At 59.3% G+C, this 12,751-nt stretch carries 17 protein-coding genes; 12 read left to right on the plus strand and 5 right to left on the minus strand.

All coding sequences use genetic code 11. The features are described from left to right. Positions 1-65: 65 nt before the first annotated feature. Positions 66-2,933: a Ti-type conjugative transfer relaxase TraA gene (gene traA, locus BRX37_RS20805; RefSeq protein WP_063976529.1), complete on the minus strand. Its 2,868-nt coding sequence runs from the start codon at positions 2,931-2,933 to the stop codon at positions 66-68. Between the two features lie 172 nt (positions 2,934-3,105). On the opposite strand from traA, the gene BRX37_RS20810 reads away from it, so the two are divergent. The 4 genes from BRX37_RS20810 to BRX37_RS20820 all read left to right on the plus strand — a co-directional run bounded on the left by BRX37_RS20810 (position 3,106) and on the right by BRX37_RS20820 (position 4,247). Continuing rightward, positions 3,106-3,432 carry a conjugal transfer protein TraD gene (locus tag BRX37_RS20810; protein WP_063976544.1) on the plus strand — a complete coding sequence of 109 codons (327 nt, stop codon included), beginning with the start codon at positions 3,106-3,108 and terminating at the stop codon, positions 3,430-3,432. A gap of 16 nt (positions 3,433-3,448) precedes the next feature. Continuing rightward, positions 3,449-3,670 carry a conjugal transfer protein TraD gene (locus tag BRX37_RS20815; RefSeq protein WP_063976530.1) on the plus strand — a complete coding sequence of 74 codons (222 nt, stop codon included), beginning with the start codon at positions 3,449-3,451 and terminating at the stop codon, positions 3,668-3,670. 18 nt (positions 3,671-3,688) lie between these two features. Next, the gene (locus tag BRX37_RS26840) at positions 3,689-3,862 is read left to right on the plus strand and encodes a hypothetical protein (protein WP_164522500.1); all 174 of its coding nucleotides are present in this window, start codon (positions 3,689-3,691) and stop codon (positions 3,860-3,862) included. 160 nt (positions 3,863-4,022) lie between these two features. Beyond that, positions 4,023-4,247, plus strand: coding sequence for a hypothetical protein (locus BRX37_RS20820; RefSeq protein WP_063976531.1), 225 nt, complete (start codon positions 4,023-4,025; stop codon positions 4,245-4,247). Between the two features lie 9 nt (positions 4,248-4,256). Here BRX37_RS20820 and BRX37_RS20825 read toward each other — a convergent pair whose 3' ends face one another. The 3 genes from BRX37_RS20825 to BRX37_RS20835 form a co-directional block, all read right to left on the minus strand. Continuing rightward, on the minus strand, positions 4,257-5,153 hold the full coding sequence (locus BRX37_RS20825) for a HEPN domain-containing protein (protein ID WP_063976532.1): 897 nt from the start codon (positions 5,151-5,153) through the stop codon (positions 4,257-4,259). 89 nt (positions 5,154-5,242) lie between these two features. Beyond that, positions 5,243-5,530, minus strand: a complete 288-nt coding sequence (locus tag BRX37_RS20830) for a sigma factor-like helix-turn-helix DNA-binding protein (protein WP_081261007.1) — start codon at positions 5,528-5,530, stop codon at positions 5,243-5,245. After that, a complete protein-coding gene (locus BRX37_RS20835) occupies positions 5,523-6,422 on the minus strand; it encodes an ArdC family protein (RefSeq protein ID WP_125989207.1) in 900 nt (299 codons plus the stop codon). Before BRX37_RS20835 ends, BRX37_RS20830 begins: the two co-directional genes overlap by 8 nt. A 509-nt stretch (positions 6,423-6,931) precedes the next feature. Here BRX37_RS20835 and BRX37_RS20840 point away from each other — a divergent pair. The 8 genes from BRX37_RS20840 (at position 6,932) to BRX37_RS20875 (ending at position 11,357) form a co-directional block, all read left to right on the plus strand. After that, positions 6,932-7,165 carry a helix-turn-helix transcriptional regulator gene (locus tag BRX37_RS20840; protein WP_063976535.1) on the plus strand — a complete coding sequence of 78 codons (234 nt, stop codon included), beginning with the start codon at positions 6,932-6,934 and terminating at the stop codon, positions 7,163-7,165. A gap of 212 nt (positions 7,166-7,377) precedes the next feature. Further along, entirely contained in the window at positions 7,378-8,181 is an 804-nt protein-coding gene (locus BRX37_RS20845; protein WP_063976536.1) for a fructosamine kinase family protein, read from the plus strand. 772 nt (positions 8,182-8,953) lie between these two features. Further along, entirely contained in the window at positions 8,954-9,160 is a 207-nt protein-coding gene (locus tag BRX37_RS20850) for a cold-shock protein (RefSeq protein WP_063976537.1), read from the plus strand. A gap of 434 nt (positions 9,161-9,594) precedes the next feature. After that, complete coding sequence (locus BRX37_RS20855; RefSeq protein WP_004209707.1) at positions 9,595-9,801, plus strand: hypothetical protein; 207 nt, start codon at positions 9,595-9,597, stop codon at positions 9,799-9,801. Then, complete coding sequence (locus tag BRX37_RS20860) at positions 9,785-10,018, plus strand: hypothetical protein (RefSeq protein WP_072893435.1); 234 nt, start codon at positions 9,785-9,787, stop codon at positions 10,016-10,018. Before BRX37_RS20855 ends, BRX37_RS20860 begins: the two co-directional genes overlap by 17 nt. Before the next feature lie 711 nt (positions 10,019-10,729). Then, positions 10,730-10,939 carry a hypothetical protein gene (locus tag BRX37_RS20865; RefSeq protein ID WP_081215332.1) on the plus strand — a complete coding sequence of 70 codons (210 nt, stop codon included), beginning with the start codon at positions 10,730-10,732 and terminating at the stop codon, positions 10,937-10,939. Between the two features lie 17 nt (positions 10,940-10,956). Then, complete coding sequence (locus BRX37_RS20870) at positions 10,957-11,172, plus strand: hypothetical protein (RefSeq protein WP_318276826.1); 216 nt, start codon at positions 10,957-10,959, stop codon at positions 11,170-11,172. Continuing rightward, positions 11,169-11,357: a hypothetical protein gene (locus tag BRX37_RS20875; RefSeq protein WP_017503746.1), complete on the plus strand. Its 189-nt coding sequence runs from the start codon at positions 11,169-11,171 to the stop codon at positions 11,355-11,357. Before BRX37_RS20870 ends, BRX37_RS20875 begins: the two co-directional genes overlap by 4 nt. Positions 11,358-11,509: 152 nt before the next feature. On the opposite strand, the gene BRX37_RS20880 is transcribed toward BRX37_RS20875, so the two are convergent. Further along, the gene (locus BRX37_RS20880) at positions 11,510-12,307 is read right to left on the minus strand and encodes a spermine/spermidine synthase domain-containing protein (protein WP_125989209.1); all 798 of its coding nucleotides are present in this window, start codon (positions 12,305-12,307) and stop codon (positions 11,510-11,512) included. Positions 12,308-12,751: the final 444 nt, after the last annotated feature.

The following is a 12,751-nucleotide window of genomic DNA, read 5'->3' on the forward strand; positions in this document are numbered from 1 at the left end:
CGACGGCTTCCGAGAAACGCAAGTGAGGCGCTGGACGACGACAAAGGGCGCATAAACGACGCCCGTCACATGCCGATGCCGATCCCCCGCGCCCGCCCTCGGCCCATATCGATCCCATGATTGAACGCCAGATCAGCACCCAGCGACCGTCGCCCCTCTACGGATATGCCCAGTTGGCTCTTGCGATTGGCAAGGATCGATTCAAGCTGCGGATCGCGCTCCAGTGATAGCGCCATCGAACGCATGCTGTTCTGGATGACTCGACGCCGCGGCTCGTCCCCATCAACATAGGCCTGCTCGGCTGCCTGGGATTTCCGGTTCCAGTCCGCGACAAAGCGATCGGCCCGCAGGTTCGGATCGGTGCGGACATCCCGCTCATGCAGAATGGCGCGGCGCGCCGTCTCGGTGTCGCCCTGCGCCGCTCGACCGATCAGCAAAGGCCGACGGATATAGGCGGCCTCCGCATCGCGAGCCGCATGCTCGCGAATGTCGTTGAGCCCTTTGCGCGCCGCGCCCAGTTCTGCTGCCTGGTCAGGCGTCATGGCGCTGCCCTGATCCTGCATGGCGAAGATGGCTTGTATGGCGCGGGCGTGGCGCTGGATGGCACCAGGAATCTCCGCTGCTTTCTCGGGCGACGTGGCGACCGCCGGGAGTGGCGCAACCGCTTTTTCGACGGTCGGAGCAGCATTGAGCTTGAGCCCTGCAAAGGGGCTCGACTTGGGCTGCAGCACTGGCGCGCGCGCCTTATCATAATCCGACGCCATATCCTTGCCCCGCTCGCGACCAAGCGTGCGCACGAGCTTTCCCCGATCGGCAAAATCATCCCGGCCATAATGAAGCTCGACCGACCGGCGATGACGCGAGAGTGCGACATAGCTGGCGTGTCTATCCAGTCCGGGCGTTGCCAGCACATGGACCTTATCCACCGTCATGCCCTGCGCCTTGTGGATGGTGGCCGCATAGCCATGATCGATGTCGGCATAATCCTTTACGTCGAACCCAACGGATCGACCGTCATCCAGCATCACCCGCATGCCCAACTGACTGACCTGGGCTACGGTGCCCAAACTGCCATTCTTCACGCCCAGGCTGCGCTCATTGCGCAAGAACATGACCCGATCGCCCTGAGCAAAGCTGCGCGCACCACGCGCGACGGTCAGGCGAACCTCGTCTCCCAATATGTCAGCGGCGCGGAGCTGCGCACGGGCCGCCTGGTTGAGGTTATACACCTCCTCATTGGTGTGGGTGAGAATGATGCGGCTGGCCTGAGGATCGGCGATGCGATCCCGGTCCCAACGGTCGATCAGGCTGCGCCGCGCGTCGTCGCGAGTTTCTGCCGCATGGACATGGCCGCGCTCCTCATAGGCGGTGATTGCTTCATCCGTCCGCCCGCTCGCCAGCGCCCTTGTGACATCGCGCTGCCAGTCCTCCTGCTGCCGGCGGATGGACGTGATCTCCACGCTGCCATGACGCTCGGCAATGGACCGGAACGATGCGCCAGCCTCGATCGCCTGCAACTGCTCGGGATCGCCCACCAGCACGACCTTGGCGCCACGCTTCTCCGCTTCCCTGACTACCCGTTCCATCTGCCGGGTGCCGATCATCCCGGCCTCGTCGATCACCAGGATCGACTTGTCGGTCAGCAACTCACGGTCCTGCGCCCATTGATGCTCCATGCCAGCGATCGTTCGGGAGGCGATGCCCGATCCGCTTTCCAGATTCTCCGCAGCGATGCCCGAGAGAGCAGCACCGCGCACATCATAGCCGGCCAGTTCCCATGCATCGCGGGCTACGCCCAGCATCGCGCTCTTGCCGGTGCCGGCATAGCCGATGACATTGCTCAGATCCTTCGCCCCGGTCACATGCTCCAGCGCGCCACGCTGTTCGGCCGAGAGGTTCAGCCCCCGAGCGCTTGCCCGTTCCAGCGCGCGTTCTACATGGCGATCGGCGACGCCATGATGCCGCCGCGCGTCGAGCGTGGCGGTTGCCTTCTCCAGCCGCTGCTCGGTCTCGAGCATGGACCGTGAGGTGAACCGCGCCTCCCCTCGCCCATCCTTGCCCAGCGCGACAAGATCGGGCGAGGCTTTGACCGCCGCCATGATCGAATCGAACTGATCCTTCCCCTCGCTGTGGCGGTGAACGAACATGGCGAGGTCGCGGTTGGTGAAGGTTGCCTGGCCGTGGGTTATGCCGTCCAGGGCGATATTGGGATTGGCGAGGATCTTCTCGCCATTGGACCGGGCAATGTCGAGATGCTCTTCGAGCCGCTCGCTGGCCTGCCCCTGCTCCACCATGCGCGAGGCGGCCGGGCCGATCTTGTGCTGGGGCTCAAGTTCGATGCCCTGTTCTTCCAGGCTGCGATGATCGATGCGTGCATCGATATCGAGAGCGGCCAGGCGCTCATTGACATGCTCCGCCCAGGCCTCGCGCCAATGCGTCAGAAGCTTCGTGCTGTTCCAGTCGCGGACCTTGGCGCCAAAACCGTCCTGCGTCACTTCGCGCAAGCCCAGCATCACATGGGCATGGGGCTTGGCTTCGCCATCGGCGCCGATATCCCAATGAACATTGAGATCGGCGACCATGCCGACATCCACGAACTCGCGTTGGACGAAGTCGCGGGCCAGGGCGATGCCCTCGGCCTGGCTCAGCTCGCGGGGAATGGCGAACTCCACTTCGCGGGCCAGCTGCGCGTCCTTGCGGATCTCGGCTGCCTCGGCAGCATTCCACAGCTGCTCGCGATCCTGCCATTCCTCCGGCGCGCCATCGGGCAGCATCACTTCGCTGTGAACGACACCGGCCTTGTTGGAAAAGTCATGGTGACGATCCAGCCGCTGATCGTGCAGCCGCGAGGCGGAGCGATAGGCGGCGGCCGCCAGCGTCGAGGAGCCGGCGGCGCGCGAGATGACTTTGACCGAGAAATGGTAGATCGCCATGACGGCGTACCATTTACACCTCAAGCAGCACGTCGGCACGACGTATAAGCGCGCCCTCAAAAGATTTCATCTGTCTCGGGATCGCGTAATCTCAGGAAATTCCAGCGCATTGAGCGTGATCGAGACGGTCGATAACCCGAATGGCTTCACACTCGACAGGAGGCCATTCTCCATGCGCAAGCCACGGGACTATGATGCAGAGCTCCGTGCTCTCACCGACAAGGCCAGACAACTCAAGATCCGCAAGCAAAGCCAGCTTGGCGAGCTCGTGATGGCAACCGGGGCCGATGGGCTCAGCGCCGAGGAGCTGGCCGGGGCGCTGCTGGCGGCGGTATCGAACAGCCGCGATGCCGAACGGGAGGCGTGGCGCAAGCGGGGCGCGGCCTTCTTTTCAGGGCAGCGGCATGATGCTGGGTCTGGCGCTTACGGCAAGCCGGGCAGCGCTGCGCCGGGTGGCGGTCGCGCGCAATCGACTAACGCTGAGCCAGGCGCGGCATGATCGGCGGGACTGGCAAATGAAACGGCGAGAGCGCACCCGGCACCTGATCGAGCTGGGCGGTCTGGTCGTGAAGGCTGAGCTGGTCACGCTCGCGGATGATGACCGCGCAGTGATCCTCGGGCTGCTCGTCGAGGCCGCGGCAAAGCTGCGTGACGATGATCGCGAACGGCATCTGTCACTCTGGCGACGGCGCGGACGGCGGGCATTCGAAGCGGACGCATTGCCGCCAGCCGATTGAGCCGCCATAGCGCCGCAGATGAACCAAGCTGCAATAGACCTGCTGACCAGGACCGTGACCCGCCTGCCGGACTGGGTCCGCCATGATCTGGCGGCAAAGGATAGTGGCGTGCGTTTGCGCGCAGAAGAAACGCTGGTCGCCATGATCGTCAATGTCCTGGGCGAGGGAACGAACGACGCCCCGCGCGATTAAGGGCAAGCAGCAGCCAATGGAGGATGACGGGGCGATGCGTTCGGACACCAGCATCCGCCGAACGATCATCGGAACGCACGCAAGCGGGCTGCTGACCATCATGGTCGCAACCCTTTCCTCAGCGGCTTGCGCTCAGAGCCAGCCGCGCTAGGAACCTACGATGGTCGTCTGCGCTGGAGGACGCAGTTTTCAGATCGAGGCGCGGGAAAAGCTGGCCCGGATATTCCTGGACGGGCGCGAGTTGCGCCTGACGCGGCGCGCATCATCCCTGGGCCAGCAATATCGTTCAAGCGACGCCGCGCTGATCATCGATGGGGACTATGTGGCATTCGTTCTGAACGACGATCTCGCCTATGAAGACTGCCATTTCCGCGCAACCAACTGACGCGATGGTTCAGCCTTGCGCCAATCGTTGCTCGCAAACCTGTTTGACCAGCTGCTGCAGAATGGCGACCCGTTCGCCCAGCCAGTTCAGCTCTTCATCGCTCACGCTATATTGTTCGGAATAGCGGGCGTTCACATAGGCCTGACGCAGCAGCTCGAAACAGCGGCGACTGAACTTGTCGTCACGCGGCCAGGCTTCGATCAGCGCTGGCGCGATCGCCTCGGCATGGCCGCGCAGGAAATTGAGCTTGTGCGACTTGGGGCTGTAAAGGGTCAGGGTGAGCAAAGTGCAATGATATGCTCTTTCCACGGCCTGATGTAGCGTGAAAGCGGCGTCATTAGCTTCGCCATCTTCAAGGTATCGCGCAGCACCACGAACAGCGCTGCTGATCTTCGGAAACCAATTATCAAAGTGCTTCTGGGCTTCATTCCGCGCTTCTTCCGGCGGAAGTTCTCGCGGCAATGCGAGCCCAAACCCCTCCGCCTCATAGAGTGGGATGCCATCGCGCACGATATCGATGAAGAAGGGCCGCCCCTTTTCCAGCTGGCGATTCACATCGGACAGCGAGTGAACGATGAAATTGACCGGCGCGCTCAGCGTGCCCGTGATCGTCATGTCGCGCATCAACCGGTCCTCGGCCGCCGACCAATATTCAAAATCGACCAGATGCTCGTCATTGACGACGATGAGAATGTCATAATCCGATGTGTAGCCGCTGATCGGATCGTCGACCCAGCCGCCGCGCGCATAGGAGCCGTAGAGCACAAGCTTGAGGATGCGCGCCTGCTTGTTCCATTTCTGGTTTCGCCGCGTCTGGGCGGCCTCGAACGCCTCGAACAGCACGCGCACCACATGGGCCAGCTCCTGCTGTTTGGTCTGGGGCAGATGATCAAGGTCGTTCCTCATGCCCGACCTTCCTAACGCGATGAGAGGAAAGCGCAAAGCGCGCCCGGCATTGCCAGGCGCGCGCGCACCGATCAGCCCAGCCATCGCCGTCACGCATGTCGATCAGGATCAGCCAGATTGCGCTGAAAATTGATCAGCGCCCGGACCATCATCGCCTCGACCTGGCGCTGACTGAGCCCGGTGCGTTCGGCGATCTGGGCATAGTCCATATCGTCGAGCCGGACCGCGAGCATGATCTCGCGCTGCAACCGGGACAAGCGCCGGATCGCGTCCTCCAGCCGATCAAGGATAGCCGGATCGACATCGACATGCATGTCCCGCTCAGACGCTTTAGCCAGCGTCCGGCGCAGCGCTTCCCTGGCCCTTGCTTCAGTCATGCCCGACTCCCTGTTCGGGGAGGAACTCGAGCAGATAATCGGCCGCCTTGCTGGCCGCGCTCGCCGCCTTGAAGATCGCCCGCTCATCCTCGCGCAGGACGGCAAGCCATGAAGCGATATAGTCGCTGTGCCGGACGGTAGGCACGATCCCCAGCGACGCGCAGGTAAAGGCGCTGGCCATCTCGGCGACCAGTTCCTCTTTTGCGTAGAGCGCTGTGCCAAACCCGCCCGACTGATCGCGTGCCAATCGGCTGCGATGGCCCGTCCAATGACCCATCTCGTGAAGTGCCGTGCGAAACCAATTGATGGGCTCATGAAAGGCCGCCTGAGGCGGCACCGCGACATAGTCACCGGACGGAGAATAATAGGCCTCGCCGCCGCCGATGCGGAAGTCCGCACCGCTGTTTCGGATCAGGCTGTCAGCTTCCGCGATCGACACCAGCGGCCCGGGCAAATAGGGCACATGGGACAAGTCTTCGGGCAGCCCCTCGCACTGGTCGACATTGAAGACGGTAAAGCGCTTGAGGAACGCAATCGTCCGTGCCTCGCGATCTTCTTGGCCCGCGCGCTCTTCTTCTGCCTTCGGGATAAAGCGATCCGCATAGCAGATGACGCTCCCCTTCTCGCCCTTGCGAACATGGCCCCCAGCCGCCTCGGCCTGCCGATAGGTGAGCCAGCGCTGCCCGGTAAAGCCGCGTTCGATCACGGTGGCCCACAGGATCAGGATATTGATGCCCGAATAGCGCCGCCCCGTGACGGCATTCTGCGGCATGGTGCAGGGACAGGCGCTGCAGTCCCATGGCTTCACCCAGGGAAGATGGCCCGCTTCCAGTTCCGCGATGATCCGGGATGTGACTTCGCCATAGATGCTCTGGCGCTCGATGCTACCCATGTCCTTTCTCCTACCTCTCCAGCACCGGCCGCCGGAATGGCGGGGGTGGGCGGCAAGGAGGCGCACGGCAGGCCCGTGCTCATAAGGCGGGCTGCACCCGCAGGGCCGCAACGAAGAGAAGGAGCCGGGGCAGCCGGCTTGCGGCCCGCCGGCACGGGCCTAGAGAAAGCCGACGCCCACCCCTGTCATTCTGGTGGCCCCAGACAATCCAGCGTCAGCGCGGCGCAGCCGCGCTGGCCGCAGCCAGCAGCCCAAAAGGCTGCAAAGCGTCAGCGATCATCGCCCGAAAGGGACGAGACAAGCGCAGCGCCGACTCGGTGGAGCGCAGCGGAGCAGAGCGCGGTCCGCCACCGGCGGAGACGCCCGCTCCCATCTCCTGTTCTACGCCACTTTACGCCAGATCAGGACAAAGCCCGCCAGACAGGGCTCAGTCCCTTGCCTCCGGTCCAGCTCGTACCAAGGCTCATCGCAAAGGGGATCAGACTTATCCACAGCAGCAAGGACCAGCCATGACCATGCCCCAGACCGATCGTATCCTGCGTCTCAACACCGTCCTCGACCGGACCGGCCTCAGCCGCGCGACCCTCTATCGCAAGGTTCAGGCCGGCACCTTCCCCAAACAGATCAGGATTGCCACCCGCTGCATGGGCTGGCGGGAATCCGCTATCAACGACTGGGTGCGCAATCCCATGTTCTGGACGGTCGAGGATGCCGACAAGCGGCAAAGGGCATCGTCATTGTAAAGACATCGATACGCACCATATCCAGTCTGTCGCTCCTTCCCCCCTTGGGGCGGCACCTCCCTGAACTATGGCCCCGCCGTTGAGATGTCTCCGGCGGGGCTTCTTTTATCGATGCCGCATGATCTTGCCCCTGCCTGGCGTCTGTCACCAGTCTTGCCATGAGCATGCAGAAATCCGATCGGTGCAGGCTTGATGGGGGACAGGGGCAAAACATGAGAGCGATATTCACCGAGGCAGCATCATTGCTTGGTCGCCATGTGGAAAGCGTCACGCGCGTCGCAGGCGGCGATCTTTCCTTCGTTGCCCGGCTTTCCCTGTCTGGCGGCGATCGTGTCATCGCCAAGCGGGGCGACAGGGTTGTCGAGGAAGCCCGCATGCTGGCAGCGATCGCAGCAACCGGCACGGCCGTTCCGCAGATATTGGCAGTCCAGGATGATCTTCTGCTGCTTGAAGACCTGCCCTCGAGCGGCCGGCTCGCCCGGAACTGGGCGCATCTTGCCGAACTGCTCGATCATCTCCATGTCCCGAGCCAGGCGGCCTATGGCTGGGATCGCGATTATGGCTTTGGCGATGTACCGATCCCCAATGGCCGATCCGACAACTGGGTCACCTTCTGGGCGGAGCAGCGGCTGCGCTGTCATATTCCGCATCTCAGTGCCCAGCTGGCCCATCGCGTCGAGCGGCTCGCCGATCGCCTTGGCGAGCACATACCCGATCGCCCGCTCTCAGCCCTCCTCCATGGCGATCTATGGGGTGGCAATATCCTTGTCGGCCAGGACCGGATCAGTGGGCTGATCGACCCTGCATGCTATCATGGCGACCGTGAGGTCGATCTTGCCATGCTGGGGCTGTTCGACCAGCCACCACAGATATTCTACGATGCCTGCGGCCTCACCCAGGGCTGGGAAGAGCGCCAGCCCGCCTATCGGCTATGGCCGCTGCTCATCCATGTCCGGCTCTTTGGCGGCACCTATCATCAGCAGGCTGGGGCATGTCTTGAGCAGTTGGGCCTCTGACAGCCCGCAATCGTCATCCAGCCGGAGCTCAGTTGCGCAAATCGCAATCGCATTCCAGCCTTTCTCAATTGGCACGACAGCGCCACCCAACCATAGAGGCCCTGCCTTTCAGGCATCCTCTCCTAAAACTCATCGGCCGGTCTTCTGATCGGCCTTTTTTTTGTCTGGCTCGGCGGCGAGTGGCGTCGGCGAAAAGAGCTTTCGTGATCGTCCTGCAGAGATCGAAACGCACGCGCTAGCGGGTGGCTTGGGGCGGCTCGCCCGGCTGCTTTTCGGCAGGGGATGGGACTTTCCCGAACGTCCGGTCCTGAGGGCCGGATCGTTGATTCCGGACATGCGGAGATCGCAAACGAGCCTTCCACGGCGCCAACCATACGGGCACTTCAACTGCCGCTTTTTGAACATCCAAAACCGGCCGCGCTGAGCATGAGTGCAAAAATGGTCACAAAATTGAACGGATATGCGAACTATTAGAAACGCGTCGGCCACACTTTCGCACTTGTCTATAAAATAACGCATATAATTCATATTTATATATAAAAATCGATAATATTATAGGTTGCAATTTCATTTTTAGTAAAAATTTCATTTCACTTCTGTAGCGAAATTGATTTTAGGATTGACATTTTTCAATTATACCGTATTTTTGTTGATGCTTAACGTCGCCTGCGACGGAGCTTTCCCCCATTTGGGTGCCGCTTCCTTTCTTGCGCTATCAGCTTCGCCTGCAATTTCGCGGGTGGATTCTCTGTTTTCGTGAAAGGAAACACTCATGCCTATCGGCACCGTAAAATTCTTCAATGCTGACAAGGGCTATGGCTTCCTAGCGCCCGTAGATGGCGGACCGGACAGCTTCGTCCATATTTCTGCTGTCGAGCGCGCGGGAATGATAACGCTGCATAAGGATCAGCGCCTGAGTTACGAAGTCGAAGCAGATCGGAGGGGTAAACAGTCTGCTGTGAACCTTGAGACTGCTTAAGATAGTCGTCGAGGCAAAGCGCCCCCTATAATGCATTAGCGGCGCGGCATCCCGTCGCGCCGGTTTGCCTGATCATTGGATGGCAAGACCGTACCGCGCAAGCGCTCGAAATGTGACCACTTGGCCCCGCCCAAGCTGTGGCGGGTTATGCTCCGGCTGTTCTTGTGCGCCTTATGCGCCGACACAAGGCGCCGTTTAGCGAGACTTTTTCATTACATCACACGCCAAGATGCGTGTTTCAGGAATATCATGAATCTCAGTATCCGTTCGAATATGGCTCATGCCAAATTATCGCCCGCGACTGGCAAAGCGCCGCGTTCATTTTACCAAAACGTCCCTTTGGGCACTCTGCCCGTGCGCGAATTGCGCAGGGCTGTCGCTGAAATGATCGATTGACGTCCGTCGCAACGACATCCAACTCGCAGGAGATCGACATGCCCGCCACGATCGACTTCTACCTGGCCCGCGTCGCACAATGTGACAAAGAGGCGCAGGAAACCAATCTGGCGAATGTGAAAGAGCGCTGCCTGCGGTCAAAAGCTGCATGGCAGATCATGTCTGATCGCGCTTTGCTGGTCCAGATCGACCGCAAAAGACAAGCGCTGGACAAGATGCGAAAAAAGGATGAGCATCTTGATTAAGCGGGCTGGAAGACGGTTCGACGGTCCATATCTATCTTCGGATCAGATCGAGCGCCAAGGGCATATTCTTGAACTTGCCATAGCCCGATTGGGCTCTCAGGGCGCCATCGCATTTCTGAACGGCGAAGAGCCCGGCCTCGGCGGCCGACCACTAGATATCGCGGTAAAAAGCTCTTCGGGGCTTGAGGCGGTAAAGCGAATTCTCGAAGAACTCTGATAGATATTGTCAGATTTATCATTGATGTTTTTGCGCTTAAGCATCCGCGCATCGTTGCCCGATGGCCAAGGGCTGGGTCACGAACAGCGCAAGGTCGCGCTGATGAATATGGGGAACCCTGACCATAAGCCAACAAGCTTGGGATGCAGTCCAGCACCGTCATCTCCAATGTCAAGGCGATGGGTATGAAGGCAGTTCCATTGGGCCGGCGGCAAAGCAGGCGTGGATCGGCAAGGGAAGGCAGCCCGCCAGGCCATCCATGGTCATGACCGGGCGCTGCGTTTGCTGTCAGCGCCAGGTGAGCGAGCGCATTTCTTGGTTGCCAACCAATTATGCCGAATTCTCGAACAGAGTGGAGGAGCGGCATATTGGATGGCTGGGACGATCTGAAGATCGATGAATTATAAAAATCTATAAAACTTGTTATGATATTAAATATATATCAACGTGAACATGTTATAATATGATTATACTAAAATAATTAATGGTGCCATACATATTTGATCTCAAATATAATGCATTATATTTTATGAAATATCGTTGCTATGTCGATCCAATAATTCTTAAGGTTTTTCGTGTGATTTCTAAATTGAATCATGGACTTTGAGAATGTTGTTTGATAAACACAATCATTGCGCGAAATTTGCTGCAAGCATTCGCCGTGACAGAGAGACCAACGTGCTCCCGCTTGCCAGCTGAGGGAGCCCATCCGTGGAAGATCTAAATTATTTGCTCAAGCGCGAGCAGGAAGAGTTGCTGCGTGCCCAAAGCGCGCATTGCCGCGCTGCCTCCCATGCGCATCAGCGTTTGGCCAATCGCTATGCGCAGCGCATTCGAGAACATGTGCACCCCTATCGATCGGAGCGTCCCGATGGTTCAGCCCCTTTCGCTTTAAACGACCAGCGGGATTGTCGGATATGAGCAGGGCCATAAACATCATGGAATCAGCCGACGCCGTGCGGCTGGTCTGTCAAAAAAACGGCTTCAGGATTTCGGTTCTCGAGGCGCTTGACTCCGGTGGCGTGCGGATCGTTCTGCTTGACCCACGGGATGCCGATGCACTTCGCGCTTTGATGAAGGGTAAGCTGATCGAAGGATCTGTCACACGCTCCCGATCGCATGTGGCCCGCCACCATCCGCCGTCAGCACGATGAATATCGACATGGGTCGGTTCGACTATCTTAACCGCCGGAGATTGACCGAGTTGAAGCATGCTGAGCTTGCGGAGAATCCTGCGATCAGAGCAAGGCACGAGGATTTGGCTCGTGCCTATGCGAAGATCATTTCCGTGTTGCAACGCGAAGAAGCTTCATCGCCTCTACAGCAGTGGCAATTCTGAACTAATCGGGCCAAGTGCCATCACGACAAATCAAATGGGAGTCTCCGGTTTCCTGACCTGAGAACGACGATGCCTGCCAAGCCCGGTCGCGCGCTGTAGCGAATGGAAGCCTGGCAGGCTCAGTCTCATGCTTGCAAAGCTGGTACGGACTGTCAGGCCCCGGCCTTGGCTGCGAACCAAATATTGTGCCAGCGTTCGGCGCTGCCGCTAAAGGCTGGCAACAAGATCTCATCCAGACAGAATCCGGCCTGCTCGAGCCTTTCGGCAAATGCGTCATCGCTGTAGGCTGACCATATCGACAGTAGGCCGCCCGGTTTCAGTGCTGCATAGGCCATTTCCAAGCCGTCGGTCGAATAAAGTCTGTCGTTGCTTTTCCTGATGAAACCGTCTGGACCATTATCGACGTCGAGCAGAATGGCATCGAAGCGATCCTTCTCATGGGTAATGACATCAAACACGTCGGCCAATTGAATTCTGACTCGCGGATCTGTCAGATTGGTACCGAACAAGTGCATTAAAGGTCCGTTCGCCCAGCTTATGATTTTGGGCACGAGCTCGGCAACCGTGATGGTCGCGCTTTGTGACCAGGCGTCGAGCGCAGCCCCAAGGGTGAAGCCCATGCCGAGGCCGCCAATCAAAATATTGCCATCGCGCTGAACAAGACGCTCTTGGGTCAGCCTTGCGAGAGCCTTCTCGGATTCATGATCTCGACTGCCCATCAACTCATCATCGCCAAACTGGATCGAGAACTCTGTCCCACACTGGAGGAGGTGAAGCTGGCCACCGCCCGGAATATCGGCAATATCGACCGTAATTATCGGGAGGCTTTTGTCCGATCCTGCCCCGTTTTCCTGTACTCCTTTCCTTTCTGGGGATGCGTCTTTGCCATTCCAGGCGTCATTGCAGGCAGGGGGCGACGACCGCGCAATGCGCGTTCCGCTATAGTTCATGGAATTCCTGTCGCGTTCTGGATCAAGCGCGCCGTAAACCGAAGTGGCGTCGATTACGCGGTGACACCGAACCATGCCTGCCTTTTGGAGGCATGGCAAGGAAGGCTATACCGCACGGTGTAGCCTTGGAGACTGCGATTTGGCGGGAAATACGGCAATGCCCCTCGACCAACAATATAGGGGCACCACGATTAGTCGCTGAAATATCGAATGAATTTTGGAACTTAATCCATATCAATCCGCTTACAGTCTATCGGTGACATGTTGATTTCCACTGAGAAGTGACCCGGGTAGGGCGTAAATTTCCGCTGAGAATTGGCTCTGAATCACTTTTGCTGCTGGTGATGGTATCCTTCCCCCGCTTTACTGGGAGGATCTGTCATGAACGGGCGATTTCAACGAGCGCGTCTTGCCCCTGAAGGCTTTGCGGTGGTGTCGCTGCAG

This window comes from Sphingomonas sp. S-NIH.Pt3_0716, assembly GCF_003950715.1.
Classification (GTDB): Bacteria; Pseudomonadota; Alphaproteobacteria; order Sphingomonadales; family Sphingomonadaceae; genus Sphingobium; species Sphingobium yanoikuyae_A.